This is a genomic window from Streptomyces sp. NPDC088157, assembly GCF_044741545.1.
In the GTDB taxonomy this organism is placed as follows: Bacteria; Actinomycetota; Actinomycetes; order Streptomycetales; family Streptomycetaceae; genus Streptomyces.
On the sequence record NZ_JBIUSU010000005.1, the window covers coordinates 819,324 to 838,549 of the forward strand.

The window sequence follows — 19,226 nt, forward strand, 5'->3', positions numbered from 1 at the left end:
CCCCAGGTGGAACCGATCGCCCCACCTGTCCCGTCGAATCCGCATGTACAGGCAGAGGCACAGCCCTACGCACACGTACAAGCGCCGCCTGACGCTGACCGCGGCCGTTCTGCTCGTCCCGCTCGCCGCGGCCTGCGGCGGTGAGAAGGCGGACGGTGAGCAGCCCGGCAGCGGGGCCGTGAGCGCCGAGCAGCCCGTCACCGGTGTCCGCTGGAACGTCGCCAGCGTCACCGTGGACGGAACCATCCATCGCGCCCCCACAGGTGCGCACCTCGAGATCGAGGACGGCAAGGCGGCGGGCAGTTACGGCTGCAACAACTTCACCGCCAAGGTCACCGTCGAGGGCGACCACATCCGGTTCAGCGAATCCAGGTCGACCAGGATGGCCTGCACGGGCCGGCCCATGGACTTCGAGCGCACGCTGGCCGGCACCCTCGCCGAGGGCCCCCTCGGCACCGAGGTCAAGGGCTCCACGCTGACGCTCACCACGGCCGACGGCGACCAGGTCCGGCTGACCAGGAAGTGACTCCCGGACGCCGACCGGAAACGACATCCGAGCGGCCCCCGCCTCCGGTGAACCGCACCCGCCGAGCCCCATGGTGTGCGACACCTCACTCGTCCTCATGGAGCGGCTCGCCAGCACCCGCCTCCGCAGCCCGCCCAACCGCCTATTGGATCATCATATCTGGCGGCTGACCTGCGTAAATGAGTCGATCGAGGGCGCGGTGGCCGACAGGTGATCCAGTTACCGGCGGGTATCCCCAATTCGGACCAGTGGTCGATCTCGCCTACACTCGGAGGCGTGCCACGTGGTGACGGTCGACTCAGTCATGATCTGCTCCCCGGCGAGAAAGGCCCCCAGGACGCTTGCGGCGTCTTCGGGGTCTGGGCTCCCGGTGAAGAGGTCGCCAAGCTCACTTACTTCGGGCTCTACGCCCTCCAGCATCGAGGTCAGGAATCCGCGGGAATCGCGGTCAGCAACGGCTCCCAGATCCTCGTCTTCAAGGACATGGGCCTCGTTTCCCAGGTCTTCGACGAGACCTCGCTCGGTTCGCTCCAGGGTCATATCGCGGTCGGTCACGCCCGCTACTCGACCACCGGCGCCTCCGTGTGGGAGAACGCCCAGCCGACGTTCCGTGCCACCGCGCACGGCTCGATCGCGCTCGGCCACAACGGCAACCTCGTCAACACCGCCCAGCTCGCCGAGATGGTCGCCGACCTGCCCAAGCAGGAGGGCCGCTCCCCGCGTGTCGCGGCGACCAACGACACCGACCTGCTCACCGCGCTCCTCGCGGCCCAGGTCGACCAGGACGGCAAGCCGCTGACCATCGAGGAGGCGGCCCACCAGGTCCTCCCGCAGGTCAAGGGCGCCTTCTCGCTCGTCTTCATGGACGAGCACACCCTCTACGCCGGCCGTGACCCCCAGGGCATCCGCCCGCTGGTCCTCGGCCGCCTGGAGCGCGGCTGGGTGGTCGCCTCCGAGTCCGCCGCCCTCGACATCTGCGGCGCCGCCTATGTCCGCGAGATCGAACCCGGCGAGTTCATCGCCATCGACGAGAACGGACTGCGGACCTCCCGGTTCGCTGAAGCGAAGCCCAAGGGCTGTGTCTTCGAGTACGTGTACCTGGCCCGACCGGACACCGACATCGCCGGCCGGAACGTGTACCTCTCCCGCGTGGAGATGGGCCGCAAGCTGGCCAAGGAAGCGCCGGTCGACGCCGACCTGGTGATAGCGACCCCGGAGTCCGGCACCCCGGCCGCCATCGGTTACGCGGAGGCCTCCGGCATCCCCTTCGGCGCGGGTCTGGTGAAGAACGCGTACGTCGGGCGGACCTTCATCCAGCCCTCGCAGACCATCCGCCAGCTCGGTATCCGGCTGAAGCTGAACCCGCTGAAGGAAGTCATCAAGGGCAAGCGCCTGGTCGTCGTCGACGACTCGATCGTGCGCGGCAACACCCAGCGAGCCCTGGTCCGCATGCTCCGCGAGGCGGGCGCGGCCGAGGTCCACATCCGGATCTCCTCGCCGCCCGTGAAGTGGCCCTGCTTCTTCGGCATCGACTTCGCCACGCGCGCGGAGCTCATCGCCAACGGCATGACCGTCGACGAGATCGGGACCTCCCTGGGCGCCGACTCCCTCGCCTACATCTCCCTCGACGGCATGATCGAGGCGACCACGATCGCCAAGCCGAACCTCTGCCGCGCCTGCTTCGACGGCGAGTACCCGATGGACCTCCCGGACCCCGAGCTGCTCGGCAAGCAGCTCCTGGAGACCGAGCTGGCGGCCGGTCCGGCAGCCACGGCCGCGGCCGACGCGATCCGTCGCCCGTAAGTCCCGCACGTATCACCAACCCGAAAGATCCCAGGCAATGTCTGCTGCATCTGATCAGTCGACTGCGTCGACGGGCACCTCCGGCGTATCCGGAACCGGTGCTTCCTACGCGGCTGCCGGCGTCGACATCGAAGCGGGCGACCGCGCCGTAGAGCTGATGAAGGAGTGGGTGAAGAAGACGCAGCGCCCTGAGGTCCTCGGTGGCCTCGGCGGCTTCGCCGGCCTCTTCGACGCCTCCGCCCTCAAGCGCTACGAGCGTCCGCTCCTCGCCTCCGCCACGGACGGCGTCGGCACGAAGGTCGACGTCGCTCGCCAGCTCGGTGTGTTCGACACCATCGGTCACGACCTGGTCGCGATGGTCATGGACGACATCGTGGTGTGCGGCGCCGAACCGCTGTTCATGACCGACTACATCTGCGTCGGCAAGGTCCACCCCGAGCGGGTCGCCGCGATCGTCAAGGGCATCGCCGAGGGCTGTGTGCTCGCCGGCTGCGCCCTGGTCGGCGGCGAGACGGCCGAGCACCCGGGTCTGCTGGGCGAGGACGACTTCGACGTCGCCGGCGCCGGTACGGGCGTCGTGGAGGCCGACCGGCTGCTCGGCCCGGATCGTATCCGCACGGGTGACACCGTGATCGCCATGGCGGCCTCCGGCCTTCACTCGAACGGGTACTCCCTGGTCCGGCACGTCCTGCTGAAGCAGGCCGGCCTGTCCCTGGAGGCGCGGATCGACGACCTCGGCCGCACGCTCGGCGAGGAGCTCCTGGAGCCCACCAAGATCTACTCGCTGGACTGCCTGGCGCTCACCCGCACGACGGACGTCCACGCCTTCTCGCACATCACCGGCGGCGGCCTCGCGGCCAACCTCGCCCGTGTCATCCCGGACGGCCTGCACGCCACCGTGGACCGCTCCAGCTGGACCCCGGCCCCGATCTTCGACCTGGTCGGCAGGACCGGCTCCGTCGAGCGGCTGGAGCTGGAGAAGACCCTGAACATGGGTGTGGGCATGATGGCGATCGTGCCCGAGGAGGCGACGGACGTGGCCCTGGCGACGCTGGCCGACCGCGGCGTGGAGGCCTGGGTCGCCGGCGAGATCACCGAGCGCGGCGAGCACCCGACCGGCGCGGAGCTGGTCGGGAACTACGCCCGCTGAGGACCGCGCGGGCCTGCGTCCGCGCGGGGCCATGACCGGACAGGCAGCACAAGACCCGGTCGGTGACCGAAGTCACCGACCGGGTGGGTGCTCAGTACAAGGTCAAGCGCCGCGACGGTGTTGCGAGGAGTCCTCGCCGTCATCCTCGTCGTCGTCCCCGTACAGCTCGGCGTACCGTGCGTACGGGTCGTCGTCTTGCTCATCGTCATCGTCATCGTCCTCGAATGGCTCACCATTCGGCGGAATATTCGATGGCGATGCGCCCAGCTCTTCGGCCAGGCGTGAGAGATCTGTCCCGCCGCTGTTGTACTTCAGCTGGCGGGCGACCTTCGCTTGCTTGGCCTTGGCCCGGCCGCGCCCCATGGCTCGACCCCCTCAACGACGGGGCTCGACGGCCCCAGGTTGACACGCGTTCATGATCCAGGACGGTCCCTCCGTGGAGAGCCCGTCGTAGGGCTCCCACGGTACCTGAGCCCACGCCCGTACGGTACGTCGCCCGTCGTACGCGCGTGTGCGCGGCACCTTTGGGTCGCCCCGTCCTCGCTGGTCAGTGGCGATTTTAACCACTTATCGGCGGCCGACCCGCCCGGAGGAGTGAGAGTTCTCTCCAACTTTCCACCGGCCGGTACCGCCGAAACCCCCGGACGGGGCGCCGCGGAGCCCTACCGGAGCGTCACCAGCCGCGTGCCTGGGCCGCCTCGTGCATCCGCTGTTCGGCGATCCGGTCGGCCGCCGCGGCCGGTGGAATCCCGTCCTCCTTCGCACGTGCGAAGATGGCCAGCGTGGTGTCGAAGATCTTGGCCGCCTTCGCCCGGCATCGCTCGAAGTCGAAACCGTGCAGCTCGTCGGCGACCTGGATGACCCCGCCGGCGTTCACCACGTAGTCCGGCGCGTAGAGGATCCCGCGGTCGGCGAGGTCCTTCTCCACGCCCGGGTGGGCGAGCTGGTTGTTGGCCGCGCCGCAGACGATCTTCGCCGTCAGCACCCGCACCGAGCGGTCGTTCAACGCCCCGCCCAGTGCGCAGGGGGCGTAGATGTCGAGCCCGTCGACCTCGATCAGCCGCTCGGTGTCGGCGACCACACCCACGGAAGGGTGCTTGTCGACGATCCGCCGTACGGCTTCCTGGCGGACGTCCGTGATCACGACCTGGGCGCCCTCCTCCAGCAGATGCTTCACCAGGTGGTGGCCGACCTTGCCCACGCCCGCGATGCCGACCGTGCGGCCCCGCAGCGACGGGTCGCCCCACAGGTGCTGTGCGGAGGCCCGCATGCCCTGGTAGACGCCGAAGGCGGTCAGCACGGACGAGTCGCCGGCCCCGCCGTTCTCGGGCGAGCGGCCGGTCGTCCAGCGGCACTCGCGCGCCACGACGTCCATGTCGGCGACGTAGGTGCCGACATCGCAGGCGGTCACGTACCGACCGCCGAGCGAGGCCACGAAACGGCCGTACGCGAGCAGCAGCGCTTCGGACTTGATCGTGTCGGGATCGCCGATGATCACAGCCTTGCCGCCGCCGTGGTCCAGACCGGCCATGGCGTTCTTGTACGACATCCCGCGCGCGAGGTTCAGCGCGTCGGCGACGGCCTCCGCCTCGGTCGCGTACGGGTAGAAGCGGGTACCGCCGAGGGCGGGGCCCAGAGCGGTGGAGTGGAGGGCGATGACGGCCTTGAGGCCGCTGGCGCGGTCCTGGCAGAGGACGACTTGCTCATGACCGCCCTGATCCGAGTGGAACAGGGTGTGCAGTACATCAGCAGGTGCGCCGGAAACGTCGGTCACTGTGGTGACTCCCGGGTGTCTAGCGGCGGTCGGGGCGTGGGCACCGTAAGGGTGGCGGGGCCTGTGGTCCGAGAGTAGAGCCTGCGTGGCCCGCCGATCACGCAGTGTCGGGGATCACCTTCTCCCGGAGTACCGCCGTGGGACGATTCGCAGGGTTTCCCGGTCGGACCAGGGGGGAGGGAGCAGGCGTGCCCAAGGTGTCCTCGGTGATCGTTCCGTACGCGGTCTATCTGCGCGTGTACGAGCCGCTGGCCGCCTTCTCCGAGCCCGAGCGCAGCCACTGGGCGAGTTACGCCCGCCGCCCCGACCGTCCCTCCTATCAGGACGAACTGCGCCGCTCGCTGGCCGACCTGCTGCCCACCCCGCCGGTCGCGGTGCCCGTTCACGAGAGCGGCGACGCGTTCGTGGCCGAGGTGGACGGGGTGCTGTGCGTCTGTCCGTGGCGCACCCGGCTGCGCGGCTGGCTGGCCCTGGCGGACCTGGACGACGAGCTGCCCCGGACGGTCCTGGAGGCGGCGCTTCCCGAAGTCGTGCGCCAGGAGGCCGCCAAGGACCACGAGCGGTGGCTGGAACGCAACCCCGACGCCCGCCCCTGGATCCGCTCGGCGGCCTGGCAGGTGCCGCTGAACTGGTTCGTGCTCGTCTCCGACGAGGAGCGGGAGTACGAGAAGGGGACGGCGGAGCCGGCCCCCGTGCTGCGTTACCGCACGCCGATGGTGCAGGCGCGGCGCCGGGTGGCCCGGTCGCTGCGGACGCTGAAGGACGCCATGGACGAGGGCCCGCTCATCGACGGCCTGGTGGACGTGGGTCGCTGGCTGGAGGAGTTCCACCCGCGTTCGCTGGTGGAACTGGATTACGGCGGTCTGGTGCATGTGCTGCCGGCGGGTGATCTGGAGGACGATCACTCGGCGAAGGACGTGGCCGAGGGGATCGAGGCGCTGCGGACCGGGGACGGCGCGGCGGCGGGCGAGGCGTACGCGCGGCTCGTGGAGCGGTGGCGGTCCGTACGGGACCGGCGCTCGGCCAACTGACGGCGGCTCACAGGTGCTGTGAGCTGACGATGTGACAGACGCGACAGCGCTTTCATTAGTGACCTGGGTCACGGCCGTGAAGTGGCTGGACAGCGTACGGTCAACCGCACTTCACGGAACTGACGGGACGTAGGTCCCCGATCCGGGCTTATGTCGCAAGGGTGATGGAACGCACGTACACGACCCTTGCGCCGCTTGCCCCTCCTCGTGCCAAAATAGGACAAGGAGTCCGGGGAGGGCTCCGTCCGCCTGCTTATGTTCCACTGTGGGGGGAAATCTCAGCATTGCAACGCTTTGGGAGGTCTGATGCCTCCTGATCGTCCTGTGACTGATCGTCACAGTGGCGTGACTGTCCGCTATGGCATGGTCCATCGGCTTCCGTCGCCGATGAACACCTGGGGGGCAATTCCATCGGTTTGGCCGACGCGGCTGGACGGATGGTGTAGTTGTAGTGCCGAGGACAAGCCGTTCGTCCTATAACCGACTCGACTCGCGTCCGCCATTTCGGGCAACGCGGGTCAAGGTGCAGAATTTAGAGGAAAGAACCGAGAAGGTTCGGTTCTCCCGAGGAGGCCGCTCATGACCGCTCGCACCCCTGATGCTGAGCCGCTGCTGACCCCGGCTGAGGTCGCCACCATGTTCCGCGTCGACCCCAAGACGGTCACGCGGTGGGCGAAGGCCGGCAAGCTCACGTCGATTCGTACGCTCGGCGGACACCGCCGTTATCGCGAGGCAGAGGTCCGCGCACTGCTTGCGGGTATCCCGCAGCAGCGCAGCGAGGCCTGAACAAGTGAATAACCGGGCAACACGTCAGGTCCCCCAACTTGTTCGGACGCCCGAAACCTAGCTACAAGCGACGTGGGTCCTGCCCCAACAGGCCCCTCGCCCACGGGAACGTCGTCGATCGCGCTGGACTCCGCCGAGTCCAGCGCGATCTTTTTTGTGCGCTTGAGACTGATCGACGCCGCCTGACCGGTCGTATCAGGTGGCTCTGTGAGCGTCCTTGTCGGAGTCTGGGGAGGCTCTGGGAGGGTTCCGGGAGGCATCCTCCTGAGTGGTGCAATTGCACATATAAAATTGACCAGTTGTAGGAGACTGGTAAGAACCCAGGTTTTCAAAACTCATGCAGTGACACCCGTCACATGCTGGGAGTCTTGTTGCCTCCGGCTCGTGTGCGTTAAAGGAGGCTCGTGCTCCAGCGTCCCACGCGAGTACGGCGGTTGGGGAGGGCGTCGGCGTGACGGGCGGCGTGAGTACGCGGGATCACGCCGTGGAGGGGCTCTCGCCCTCCACGGTCGCGTCAGGGGTTGCCGTACCCCGTGGGGCGCCATCCATCGCCAGCCGCTGTAAGCGGTGGCAGATCGGGCAGTGGCGGGTCAGATGCCGGTAGGGCGTCGCGGCCGACAGGTGTGCGCGAAGCAGCGCCCGCGTCTCGTGCCTGACCGACTCCCCCATGTCCCACCTCCGTCGGGGCCACGCGGAAACGGCCCTGACTTCTGGGGTACCGGCGGAAAGCGGCGGCGTCAAGAGACCGGCCGGCAACGCGGAGAGCCCGGATCCGGGGATCCGGGCTCTCCATGATCGCGGTCATGACGGGATGTGCCGCACCCGATCGCGGCTGCGTCGCGGGCGCGGTCTCCACCCTGGCCGGGTGGCAGGCGGGTTGATGCAGGTCATGGAACGAGCGAGGCCCGCATCCCTTGACGGGAAGCGGGCCTCGCTCATTCACTGCGGTCCTGACGGGATTTGAACCCGCGGCCTCCACCTTGACAGGGTGGCGAGCACTCCAAACTGCTCCACAGGACCTGGAGCCCCGCCCAGGCCCTTGAGGCGCTGGGGGAGTTTTGCGGCACTTGATGTTGCGTTGCGCTGCGAGAAGGACTGTACAGGAGGGTGAGCCCGCCGGTCGAACTCACCCTCCGTACGGGAGCCGTTACGGCGCGGCCGCGTCGATCGCCTTCACGATCCGCTTGTCGGAGACCGGGTACGCCGTGCCCAGCGCGTGGGCGAAATAGCTGACCCGGAGCTCCTCGATCATCCAGCGGATGTCCAGGACCTGCTGGGGAACCGGCCGGCCCGGGGGCAGCTGCTCCAGCAGCCACGCGTACTCGTCCCGCATCTCGTGGACCTTCTCCATGCGGCTGGTGTCCCGCTGTACGCCGGTCGGCATCTGCTGGAGGCGCCGGTCCGCGGCCACCAGGTAGCGCATGAGGTCGGGCAGCCGGCGCAGCCCCGCCCAGGTCACGAAGCCGGGCTTCACGAGGGCGTCCAGCTGCCCCCGCACGTCCGCCAGGTTGGCGAGCAGCACGGGGCTGCGTACGCCCTTCAGACGGCGCTCACAGGCCTGCCAGGCGGCCAGGACCTGCTGCACCTGCCCGACCGTCCGCACGGTCGTGTCGACGATCTCCGCGCGCACCTTCTCGTAGAGCTTCCGGTACGACTCCTCGTCCCAGGCGGGACCGCCGAAGTCGGCGATCAGCCGGTCGGCCGCCGCCATCGCGCAGTCGTCGAACAGAGCCTGGATCGAACCGTGCGGATTCGCGGACAGCGCGAGCTTCTGGGCGTTCGTCAGCTTCTCGGATGCGAACTTTGCCGGGTTGACCGGGATGGTGCGCAGGATCAGCCGACGCGTGCCCTTCCACATGGCCTCCGCCTGCTCCGCCTCCGTGTCGAAGAGGCGTACGGACACGGTGTCCCCGTCGTCGACGAGCGCCGGGTAGGCCTTCACCGGCTGGCCCGCGCGGCGGGTCTCGAAGACACGGGTGAGCGAGCCGATCGTCCAGTCCGTCAGGCCCGAACGCTCCAGCGCCTCGCCGCCCTGCCGTTCGGCGGTGGCCGCGGCCGCCTGCGAGATGGCCTGCCGGGCCTTCGGTTTCAGCCGGAGCTTCAGGGCCTCGAGGTCCTTGTCCTCGGCCAGGTTGCGGCGCCGCTCGTCGACGATCCGGAAGGTGATCTTCAGGTGGTCGGGGAGCCTCGACCAGTCGAAGTCCTCGGCCTCGAACGGGACGCCGACCATCCGCTTCAGCTCACGGGCCATGGCGGTGGTGAGCGGCTCCTGCGAAGGCGCCCGCTGCTCCAGGAAGCGCTTCGCGAAGTTCGGCGCCGGTACGTAGTGGCGGCGGATCGGCTTGGGAAGGGAACGGATCAGCTCCGTCACGACCTCCTCCCGCAGACCCGGGATCTGCCAGTCGAAGCCCTCGTCCGTGACCTGGTTGAGGACCTGCAGCGGGATGTGGACGGTCACGCCGTCCGCGTCCGCGCCCGGCTCGAACTGATACGTGACCCGGAACTTCAGCGGGCCCTGCCGCCAGGAGTCCGGATAGTCGGCCTTGGTGACCGCCTCCGCCGACTCCCGGATGAGCATCTCCCGCTCGAAGTCGAGGTGATCGGGCTGCTCGTGCCGCTTGTGCTTCCACCACGAGTCGAAGTGCGCGCCGGACACGACGTGTTCGGGCACCCGCTGGTCGTAGAAGTCGAACAGCGTCTCGTCGTCCACCACGATGTCCCGGCGCCGGGCGCGGTGCTCCAGCTCCTCGACCTCGCTGAGGAGCCGGCGGTTGTCGGCGAAGAACTTGTGGTGCGTGCGCCAGTCGCCCTCGACCAGCGCGTTGCGGATGAACAGGTCGCGGGAGGTCTCCGCGTCGATCCGGCCGTAGTTGACCTTCCGCTGCGCGATGATCGGGACGCCGTACAGCGTGACCTTCTCGTCCGCCATCACGGCCGCCTGGTCCTTCTCCCAGCGCGGCTCGCTGTACGTCCGCTTCAGCAGATGCCCGGCGAGCGGCTCGACCCACTCCGGCTCGATCCGCGCGTTGACGCGGGCCCAGAGGCGGCTCGTCTCCACCAGCTCGGCGGACATCACGAAGCGCGGCTGCTTCTTGAAGAGGGCCGAGCCCGGGAAGAGCGCGAACTTGGCGCTGCGCGCGCCCAGGTACTCGTTCTTGCTGCCGTCCTTCACGTCCTTCATGCCGATGTGCGACAGCAGCCCGGCGAGGAGCGAGACATGGACGCTCTGCTCGGGCGCGTCCTCCTCGTTCAGATGGATGCCCATCTGCTTGGCGACCGTGCGCAGCTGCGTGTAGATGTCCTGCCACTCCCGGATGCGCAGGAAGTTCAGGTACTCCTGCTTGCACATACGCCGGAAGGAGGAGGAGCCGCGCTCCTTCTGCTGCTCGCGGACGTACCGCCACAGGTTGAGATAGGCGAGGAAGTCGCTCGTCTCGTCCTTGAAGCGGGCGTGCTGCTGGTCGGCCTGGGTCTGCTTGTCGGCCGGGCGTTCGCGCGGGTCCTGGATGGACAGCGCGGCCGCTATCACCATGACCTCGCGCACACAGCCGTTCTTGTCGGCCTCGAGGACCATGCGGGCGAGCCGCGGGTCGACGGGCAGCTGGGCCAGCTTGCGGCCGGTCTGCGTGAGCCGCCTGCGGGGGTCCTTCTCGGACGGGTCCAGCGCGTTCAGCTCCTGGAGCAGCTGCACGCCGTCGCGGATGTTGCGGTGGTCCGGCGGGTCGATGAACGGGAACTTCTCGATGTCGCCGAGACCGGCCGCGGTCATCTGGAGGATGACGCTCGCCAGGTTCGTACGCAGGATCTCCGCGTCCGTGAACTCCGGGCGGGCGAGGAAGTCGTCCTCGTCGTACAGCCGGATGCAGATGCCGTCGCTGGTACGGCCGCAGCGGCCCTTGCGCTGGTTGGCGCTGGCCTGCGAGATCGGTTCGATGGGCAGGCGCTGGACCTTGGTGCGGTGGCTGTAGCGGCTGACGCGGGCGAAGCCGGGGTCGATGACGTACTTGATGCCCGGGACCGTCAGGGACGTCTCGGCCACGTTCGTCGCCAGAACGATCCTGCGGCCCGTGTGCTGCTGGAAGACCCGGTGCTGCTCGGCGTGCGACAGACGGGCGTAGAGCGGCAGGACCTCGGTGAACCTGAACTTCTTCTTCTCCAGCGCGTCCGCCGTGTCGCGGATCTCCCGCTCGCCGGAGAGGAAGACGAGGATGTCGCCCTTCCCCTCGCCCATGAGCTCTTCCACGGCGTCGGTGATCGCGGTGATCTGGTCGCGGTCGGAGTCCTCGGAGTCCTCTTCGAGGAGCGGCCGGTAACGGACCTCCACCGGGTACGTCCGCCCGCTGACCTCGACGATCGGGGCTTCGCCGAAGTGCCGGGAGAAACGCTCCGGGTCGATGGTCGCGGAGGTGATGACGACCTTGAGGTCCGGGCGGCGGGGCAGCAGCTGGGCGAGATAGCCCAGCAGGAAGTCGATGTTGAGGGACCGCTCGTGGGCCTCGTCGATGATGATCGTGTCGTACGCGCGCAGCTCACGGTCGGTCTGGATCTCCGCGAGGAGGATGCCGTCCGTCATCAGCTTCACGAAGGTGGCGTCCGGGTTCACCTGGTCGGTGAACCGCACCTTCCAGCCGACGGCCTCGCCCAGGGGGGTGGCGAGTTCCTCGGCGACCCGCTCGGCCACGGTGCGGGCGGCGATACGACGGGGCTGGGTGTGCCCGATCATGCCCCGGACACCACGCCCCAGCTCGAGACAGATCTTGGGGATCTGAGTGGTCTTGCCGGACCCGGTCTCACCGGCCACGATGACGACCTGGTGATCACGGATGGCGGCCGCGATCTCGTCCTTCTTCTGGCTGACGGGGAGCTGCTCGGGGTACGAGACCGCGGGCACACGGCCGCGCCGCAGCGCCATCCGCTCCTCGACCTGTGCGACCTCCCCCTCGATCTCGGCGAGGACGGCGGCACGGGCCTCCGGCTTGCGGATCTTGCGCGCGCCTTCGAGCCTGCGCCCGAGCCGGTGCGCGTCGCGCAGTGACAGCTCGGTCAGACGGGGGGCGAGGGCGCCGAGGGCGGGAGTACCCGGAGCGGGGGTGCCGGGGGCGGGGTGCGTAGACATACGGGAACCAGGATCTCACCTCGGCGAAATCCGTGGCGAGCCCTTTTGCCCGGGACCTCTGCCCGGGACCTCTGAGCGGGACTTCTGAGCGGGACCTCTGAGCGGGATTTCTGCCCGGGGCCTCTGAGCGGGGCCTCTGAGCGGGCCTCTGAGCGGGACTTCTGACCGGAGCGGTCTTCGGGCGGCCGACGGGCGGGGCGGGCGGGTGTTCGCGGGGTCCCCGCCGACGAGGTTCGCGTACGTCGCGAATGCCCTGCGACGCGTACGTACCGGCCACTACCCTGCCAACGCGTCCACGGTGAGCCGACCGGGGCGGCGGGGGCGGGAAGGGGTTCGGCGTGGGCATCCCACTGCTCGCTCCCCGCCCCGGTCCGCGGCTCCCAGATCATCCAGCGCCACGGCACGCCTGACGCTCAGCACGGCGATCTGCACGTCCAGCCGGGCCCGCTGATAGGCGGTCAGGTTTCGGGCTGGCGCGCAACGACCGGAAGTCGGCCAGGGCCTCCTCGACGTCGTCCACGCCTCCGCGCACGGCTCGCCGGCCCGTCACCGCCCGCGCCCGGGCCAGGGACACCAGGTCCGCGGTCCGCCCCGAGGCGTCGTCCGTGTCGGCCAGGGCGGCCCGGGCCCGGTCCAGATGCCGTACCGCCGCTGCGTACGAGGTGTGCGCCCCGCTGCCGCGCACCCCTCTCAGCCGCGCGGTCCCGGCTATCAGCCCCAGAGTGGCCCGCCAGTCGCCACCGTCCAGCGCGCCCACGGCCGCGCCGTGTGCAGCTCGTCCGACGCGGGGCCGGCTCCGTCGTGGTCGGCGAGCAGCATCAGGATCGCGGCGGCCGCCATGGCGTACCGAGGGTCCTCGGGGTCCGTCCGCCGCCACCGCGCGTACGCCTCCGCGAAGCCGTGGGCCAGCCGGTGCGCTCCGCCCACGTCGTGCACGATCGCCCCTTCTGCCCACGTGTTGTGGTGGACGAACGTCGTGCCCTCGTCGATCTCCCGCTGAATCTGGAGGTAGGCGCGGACGAGCGTGTCGTTGCGCTCGGGGTCCGGCTCGGCCATGCCCCGCTGGGCCAGCTCGCTGTGGGCCGAGGCGGCCGCGCACAGCGCCAGGCGTCGGACCTCGGCGTCGGTGCCCGGTCGTACGGCCAGGCTTTCCGCGAGAAGAGCCCCTCTCCGCCGAGGGAGAGGGGCTCCGGGCCCTGAAGGGCGATGGTGGCTGGGGCCGGGGTCGAACCGGCGACCTATCGCTTTTCAGGCGATCGCTCGTACCAACTGAGCTACCCAGCCACGAGGTTTACGAGAAACCTCAGCGGTCCTGACGGGATTTGAACCCGCGGCCTCCACCTTGACAGGGTGGCGAGCACTCCAAACTGCTCCACAGGACCAAGCTTTGTGTACGACAGTGTCGCACACGGTGTTGCGTGCCCCCAACGGGATTCGAACCCGTGCTACCGCCTTGAAAGGGCGGCGTCCTAGGCCGCTAGACGATGAGGGCTATCGGCCCGCCTGGCGCTTCTCAGCGCGTCGGGGACGTGTGAAGCATATGGGATGGCAGGAGGTATCGCCAAAACGGTTTACCGGGCCGTCCCGAGGCCTGTCCCGGGGCCCGTCCTGGAGGGAGCCCCGGAGGGGCTGACGGCCGGGCTCGGCGGCGGGCTGGGCGAGGGGGTGGGTGAGGGGGTGGGTGAGGGGTCGGGGGGCGGACTGGAGAAGGGGCTCGGGGACGGGGCGGCTCCGGGGAGGTTCTCCTTGGGGAGGTGGCGGCTCACCTCGGCGGTCGTCAGGCCCAGGCCGCCGAGCTTGATCTCGTCCCAGGCCTGGAGGCGGCGGGTGTCACGGTCGAAGTAGAGGATCGACGCCTCGATGGGGTCGGGGTACTTGCCCTCGACGGCCCGCAGGCCGCTGCCGCCCGTCGAGCCCTCCACGCGCAGGCGCGTGCCCTTCTTCATGACCTCCATCTCCTCGTGGTGGAGATGGCCGGCCAGCACGAGGGGCACCTCGCCGTCCGTGCCCCGGGCGGCGGAGGGCTCGTGGGCGACGGCCACGTCCGCGGGGGCGCCGGCGGCCCGCTGGGCGCGCAGGGCGTCGGCCAGGCGGGCGCCCGCCGTCTCCTGGGACTCCTCGGCGCCCGGCGCGGAGGAGCGGTCCGGGGTGAACTGGGGGTCGCCGATGCCGGCGAAGCGCAGCCCGGCGACCGTGACCGCCCGGCCGTCGTCGAGGACGTGCACGTTCTTCATGCCCTCCAGGTAGCGCTGGGTGACGAGGGAGTCGTGGTTGCCCCTGACCCAGACGTACGGCGCGCCCAGGGTGGCGATGGGGTCCAGGAAGCCGTTCTCCGCGGCCGAGCCGTGGTCCATCGTGTCGCCGGAGTCGACGATCACATTGACCTTGTACTGCTCCACGAGCGAGGCGATGATCTTCCAGCTCGCGGGGTTGAGGTGGATGTCGGACACGTGCAGGACGCGGACGGTCGTCGGGTCCGGCTGGAAGGCGGGGAGCGTGGAGGTGACGTCGTAGAGCTTGGTCACGTTGGTGACCAGGCGGGCGAGTTCCTGCTGGTAGACGTCGAACTCGGTGACGATGCTGCGTGCGTTGCCGACGAGCGAGGGCGCGGAGGACAGCAGGCCCGAGAACCGCGGTTCCAGGACCGACTTGGGGTTCCAGGTGGCGTAGGCGGTCACGCCCGAGGCGGCCAGGAGGGTGAGGGCGAGGCCGCCGGCGGCGAGGGCGCGGCGCGGGCGGCGGTAGACGGCGAGGCCGAGCGCGGTGGCGCCGGAGACGACGGCGACGCAGGAGCGGACCGCGAGATCGAGGGTGCCGTGCTCCACATCGCGGGCGACCTCGTCCTGAAGTCCGGAGAGCCGTTCGGGGTGGTCGACGAGGGCCTGCGAGCGCACGGGGTCCAGTTGGTCGACGTTCACGTCGAGGCGGACCGGGGCGATGTGGCTGTCCAGGCTCAGCGCGCCGAGCGGGGAGATGTTGATCTTCGTGCCGCCGGTGAAGGACGGGCGCAGGGTCATCGTCGTGTTCATGGGGCCGACGGGCGTGCGGACGTCCCCGACGACCAGCAGGCCGAGCCAGGCGCCGAAGAGGACGACGGCGGTCAGACCGAAGGCGCGGAGCCACGGGTTGGGCCGGGCGGCGAGTTCGGGAACGGGGCTCCGGCGCTTGACCGGCTCGACGGGTTTGACGGGCTTGAGACGCCGCAGGGCTGCGGTGGGGAGGCGGGCGCGGACCATTGATGCCGTATGCCCGGATCCGCGAGTCGGTATGCGGACGGTTCGTGACCTCCGCCCGGCTGTGTCGTACCGGACAATGGGCCTGTGCTGGAGATGACGCGCGAGGAGTTCGAGGAACTGGTCGCCGAGGCGCTGGACCGGATTCCGCCGGAGTTGACGCGGCTGATGGACAACGTCGCGGTGTTCGTCGAGGACGAGCCGCCGGCGGAGGATCCCGAGCTGCTCGGGCTGTACGAGGGGACTCCGCTGACGGATCGCGGGGAGTGGTACGCCGGGGTGCTGCCGGACCGGATCACGATCTACCGGGGGCCGACGCTGCGGATGTGCGCCACGCGTGAGGAGGTCGTCGCGGAGACGGAGGTCACGGTGGTGCACGAGATCGCCCACCACTTCGGCATCGACGACGCGCGGCTGCACGCCCTGGGCTACGGCTGAGCCGTCCGGCACGGGGGCGCGCGTCGGCGCGTGTCTTCTTGCGGGCGCCGGGAGTTGGACACGTCGACTTCTTACGCCTGCCCCGGAGGTGGCCCCGTGCGCCCGTTGTACGTACCCGTTCGACTGGCCGCGACGGTCCTGGCCGTCGCCGCGGCAGCCGGCTGTATGAGCGTGGGGGACGAGGAGGGCGGCCGGGCCCGGCCTTCGCACTCGGCGGGGCAGCGGGGCGGTGAGGCCCCGGACGGGGATTCCGCGGGAGCGGGGGGCGGCTTCGGCATGGGTGCGGCGGGCGGTGACGGCAAGCACGGGCACGGGAAGCGCGACGGGGGGAGGGCGAGCGCCTCGGCGTCCGCCTCGGCCTCGCCGTCGGCGGGCCGGAGCGCGCCGGCCTCGGCGCGGGCGGTGAAGCCGGGGCCGAGTGAGAAGCCGGGAGCGCCGACGCCGACCGGGGCGCAGCCGACGACGCCCACGCGTGCCCCGGACCCGGAGCCGCCCGCGCCCACGCCGGAGCCTCCGTCGCCCACGCCGGAGCCGACGGTCGCCGAGCCGTCGTCCTCGGCCCACGAGGGTGACGGCGGGGCGGCGGCGCAGCTCGTGGACCGGGAGCCGGCGCCGGAAGCGGCGCCGGAGGCGGATTCACCCGTCTAGACAGGCCCTGTGTCTGGGGCCGAGACGCTGCTGAGCTGCGGTGATGGGGCTCGGTTTGCCTTCGGTGGCCCAGGTGCTTATAGTGGTAGATCGTTTGATCCCATTTGCCCGGCGCCACCGCAGAGCGCGCCGTGTGGCGCGTACTCTCCCTTGCCGTGGCTGACCGCATAGAGGCGGTCGTAGTGCAATGCGAACACGGAGTTGACGGGCGCGTGCCGACTTGAGACTCCGGAAGGTTTCGCATTCGCATGTCCATTTCCAGTACTGATCACTCCGTCGTGTCCGAGAACAACGACGAGCCGATCACCCTCGAGGCGATCGAGGTCACCGAGACCGTCGAGACCGCTGAGGCCATCGAGGCAGCAGTCGCGGCGGCCGTCGAGGCGACCCCCGAGACCCCCGAGACCCCCGAACTCACCTTCTCCGACCTCGGCCTCCCCGAGGGCGTGGTGCGCAAGCTCGCGCAGAACGGTGTGACCAGCCCCTTCCCGATCCAGGCCGCGACCATCCCGGACGCCCTGGCCGGCAAGGACATCCTCGGCCGTGGCCGCACCGGCTCCGGCAAGACCCTCTCCTTCGGTCTGCCGACCCTGGCCTCGCTGGCCGGCGGCCACACCGAGAAGCGCAAGCCGCGCGCCGTCATCCTCACGCCGACCCGTGAGCTGGCGATGCAGGTCGCGGACGCGCTCCAGCCCTACGGCGACGTCCTCGGCCTGAAGATGAAGGTCGTCTGCGGCGGTACGTCGATGAGCAACCAGATCTACGCCCTGGAGCGCGGCGTCGACGTCCTCGTCGCCACCCCGGGCCGACTGCGGGACATCATCAACCGCGGTGCCTGCTCCCTCGAGAACGTGCAGATCGCCGTCCTCGACGAGGCCGACCAGATGTCCGACCTGGGCTTCCTGCCCGAGGTCACCGAGCTGCTCGACCAGATCCCGGGCGGCGGTCAGCGCATGCTGTTCTCCGCCACGATGGAGAACGAGATCTCCACGCTGGTCAAGCGCTACCTGAGCAACCCGGTCACGCACGAGGTCGACAGCGCCCAGGGCAACGTCACGACCATGTCCCACCACATCCTGATCGTGAAGCCCAAGGACAAGGCGCCGGTCACCGCCGCGATCGCCTCCCGCAAGGGCCGCACGATCATCTTCGTCCGCACCCAGCTCGGCGCCGACCGTATCGCCGAGCAGCTGCGCGACTCCGGTGTGAAGGCGGACGCGCTGCACGGCGGCATGACCCAGGGCGCGCGGACCCGCACGCTGGCCGACTTCAAGGACGGTTACGTCAACGCGCTCGTCGCGACCGACGTCGCCGCCCGCGGCATCCACGTCGACGGCATCGACCTGGTGCTCAACGTGGACCCGGCCGGCGACCACAAGGACTACCTGCACCGCGCGGGCCGCACCGCCCGGGCCGGCCGCACCGGCACGGTCGTCTCCCTCTCGCTGCCGCACCAGCGCCGTCAGATCTTCCGTCTGATGGAGGACGCGGGCGTCGACGCCGGGCGTCACATCATCCAGGGTGGCTCCGCCTTCGAGCCGGAGGTCGCCGAGATCACCGGCGCCCGTTCGATGACCGAGGTCCAGGCCGAGTCCGCGGGCAACGCGGCGCAGCAGGCCGAGCGTGAGGTCTCGGAGCTCACCAAGGAGCTGGAGCGCGCGCAGCGGCGTGCGACCGAGCTCCGCGAGGAGGCCGACCGTCTGGTGGCCCGCGTGGCGCGCGAGCGCGGCGAGGACCCGGAGGCGGCTGTCGTCGCGGCCGCCGAGGCGGTCGTCGAGCAGAACGCCGTGACGGAGGCGCCGGCCGTGGCCGCGGTCTCGGAGCAGCCCGCCGAGCGTCCCGCGTACGAGCAGCCGCGTCAGCGCCGTGACGAGCGGGGCAACTACGAGCGCCGTGACGACCGTGGTGGCCGTTCCTTCGAGCGCCGCGACAACGACCGTGGCGGCTTCAACCGTGACGACCGCGGTGGCTTCAACCGTGACCGTCGTGACAACGACCGTGGCGGGTTCCGCCGGGACGACCGTCGTGACGACCGCGGTGGCCGTTCCTTCGAGCGTCGTGACGACCGCGGTGGCTTCAACCGCGACCGCCGTGACGACCGTGGCGGCGCCGGCCGTGACGACCGTGGCGGCCGTTCCTTCGAGCGTCGTGACGAGCGTCCCGCGGGCGGCTTCAACCGTGACCGTCGCGACGACCGCCGTGACGACCGTCGTGACGAGCGCCCCTCCGGCGGCTTCCGCCGCGACGAGCGTCCCGCGGGCGGCTTCAACCGCGACCGTCGTGACGAGCGCCCCTCCGGCGGTTTCCGCCGCGACGACCGTCAGTCGGGCGGCTTCAACCGCGACCGTCGCGACGAGCGTCCGTCCACCCACCGCGGCAGCGACCGTCCGTTCAACCGTGACCGTCGCGACGACCGCCCGGGCTTCCGCTCCGGCGGCCACGACCGCCCCTTCGGTCGCCGTGACGACCACCGTGGCACCGGCACCGGCACCGGCACCGGCACCGGCTCGGGCACGACCGGCCGCCGCGACGAGAAGCCGCGCTGGAAGCGCAACGGCTGACACGAAGCCTGACGTCGGCTCATCCGCATGAACGCCGTGGCCCCCACCGAACACCGGTGGGGGCCACGGCGTTTTCGCGCTGTACGCGGCGGCCGTACGGGCCGAAACCCCTTTCTCCGACGCTGTGAAGTGACTGTAGGATCAGCCGACTTGTGAGACG

The 19,226-nt window shown here is 70.0% G+C and carries 14 protein-coding genes and 4 tRNA genes; 8 read left to right on the forward strand and 10 right to left on the reverse strand.

Annotation, left to right across the window (positions count from 1 at the left end; translation table 11 throughout):
- The first annotated feature begins 43 nt into the window (after positions 1-43).
- The 3 genes from ACIPFH_RS23855 (at position 44) to purM (ending at position 3,479) form a co-directional block, all read left to right on the forward strand.
- Complete coding sequence (locus ACIPFH_RS23855) at positions 44-526, forward strand: META domain-containing protein (protein ID WP_401829134.1); 483 nt, start codon at positions 44-46, stop codon at positions 524-526.
- A gap of 276 nt (positions 527-802) precedes the next feature.
- Entirely contained in the window at positions 803-2,329 is a 1,527-nt protein-coding gene (gene purF, locus ACIPFH_RS23860) for an amidophosphoribosyltransferase (protein ID WP_356249368.1), read from the forward strand.
- A gap of 37 nt (positions 2,330-2,366) precedes the next feature.
- Positions 2,367-3,479, forward strand: a complete 1,113-nt coding sequence (gene purM / locus ACIPFH_RS23865) for a phosphoribosylformylglycinamidine cyclo-ligase (protein ID WP_401829137.1) — start codon at positions 2,367-2,369, stop codon at positions 3,477-3,479.
- A 102-nt stretch (positions 3,480-3,581) separates the two neighbouring features.
- Here purM and ACIPFH_RS23870 read toward each other — a convergent pair whose 3' ends face one another.
- The gene (locus tag ACIPFH_RS23870) at positions 3,582-3,842 is read right to left on the reverse strand and encodes a DUF3073 domain-containing protein (protein WP_020131270.1); all 261 of its coding nucleotides are present in this window, start codon (positions 3,840-3,842) and stop codon (positions 3,582-3,584) included.
- 310 nt (positions 3,843-4,152) lie between these two features.
- Positions 4,153-5,253: a Leu/Phe/Val dehydrogenase gene (locus tag ACIPFH_RS23875; RefSeq protein WP_401829139.1), complete on the reverse strand. Its 1,101-nt coding sequence runs from the start codon at positions 5,251-5,253 to the stop codon at positions 4,153-4,155.
- A gap of 188 nt (positions 5,254-5,441) precedes the next feature.
- Between ACIPFH_RS23875 and ACIPFH_RS23880 the strand changes: the two genes are divergently transcribed.
- Positions 5,442-6,284: a hypothetical protein gene (locus ACIPFH_RS23880; protein WP_401829142.1), complete on the forward strand. Its 843-nt coding sequence runs from the start codon at positions 5,442-5,444 to the stop codon at positions 6,282-6,284.
- 579 nt (positions 6,285-6,863) lie between these two features.
- Positions 6,864-7,070, forward strand: a complete 207-nt coding sequence (gene bldC / locus ACIPFH_RS23885; RefSeq protein WP_003949541.1) for a developmental transcriptional regulator BldC — start codon at positions 6,864-6,866, stop codon at positions 7,068-7,070.
- Positions 7,071-7,547: 477 nt separating this feature from the next.
- On the opposite strand, the gene ACIPFH_RS23890 is transcribed toward bldC, so the two are convergent.
- From ACIPFH_RS23890 to ACIPFH_RS23925, 8 genes are all read right to left on the reverse strand, one after another.
- Positions 7,548-7,739 carry a DUF6274 family protein gene (locus ACIPFH_RS23890; RefSeq protein ID WP_401829143.1) on the reverse strand — a complete coding sequence of 64 codons (192 nt, stop codon included), beginning with the start codon at positions 7,737-7,739 and terminating at the stop codon, positions 7,548-7,550.
- Positions 7,740-8,015: 276 nt separating this feature from the next.
- Positions 8,016-8,090: transfer RNA gene (locus tag ACIPFH_RS23895), tRNA-Asp, on the reverse strand.
- Positions 8,091-8,217: 127 nt separating this feature from the next.
- Positions 8,218-12,186 (reverse strand): ATP-dependent RNA helicase HrpA, encoded by a 3,969-nt coding sequence (gene hrpA / locus ACIPFH_RS23900; protein WP_401829144.1) that lies wholly within the window; start codon positions 12,184-12,186, stop codon positions 8,218-8,220.
- A gap of 711 nt (positions 12,187-12,897) precedes the next feature.
- Positions 12,898-13,242 (reverse strand): hypothetical protein, encoded by a 345-nt coding sequence (locus ACIPFH_RS23905; RefSeq protein ID WP_401829146.1) that lies wholly within the window; start codon positions 13,240-13,242, stop codon positions 12,898-12,900.
- 151 nt (positions 13,243-13,393) lie between these two features.
- Positions 13,394-13,470, reverse strand: a tRNA-Phe gene (locus tag ACIPFH_RS23910).
- Positions 13,471-13,493: 23 nt separating this feature from the next.
- A tRNA-Asp gene (locus ACIPFH_RS23915) sits at positions 13,494-13,568 on the reverse strand.
- Positions 13,569-13,605: 37 nt separating this feature from the next.
- Positions 13,606-13,678 (reverse strand) — tRNA-Glu (locus ACIPFH_RS23920).
- A gap of 79 nt (positions 13,679-13,757) precedes the next feature.
- On the reverse strand, positions 13,758-15,422 hold the full coding sequence (locus ACIPFH_RS23925) for a metallophosphoesterase (RefSeq protein WP_401829148.1): 1,665 nt from the start codon (positions 15,420-15,422) through the stop codon (positions 13,758-13,760).
- 84 nt (positions 15,423-15,506) lie between these two features.
- On the opposite strand from ACIPFH_RS23925, the gene ACIPFH_RS23930 reads away from it, so the two are divergent.
- From ACIPFH_RS23930 to ACIPFH_RS23940, 3 genes are all read left to right on the forward strand, one after another.
- On the forward strand, positions 15,507-15,857 hold the full coding sequence (locus tag ACIPFH_RS23930) for a metallopeptidase family protein (RefSeq protein ID WP_356253275.1): 351 nt from the start codon (positions 15,507-15,509) through the stop codon (positions 15,855-15,857).
- A 96-nt stretch (positions 15,858-15,953) separates the two neighbouring features.
- Complete coding sequence (locus tag ACIPFH_RS23935) at positions 15,954-16,505, forward strand: hypothetical protein (RefSeq protein WP_401829150.1); 552 nt, start codon at positions 15,954-15,956, stop codon at positions 16,503-16,505.
- Between the two features lie 248 nt (positions 16,506-16,753).
- On the forward strand, positions 16,754-19,066 hold the full coding sequence (locus ACIPFH_RS23940; protein ID WP_401829152.1) for a DEAD/DEAH box helicase: 2,313 nt from the start codon (positions 16,754-16,756) through the stop codon (positions 19,064-19,066).
- The last annotated feature ends 160 nt before the right edge of the window (positions 19,067-19,226 follow it).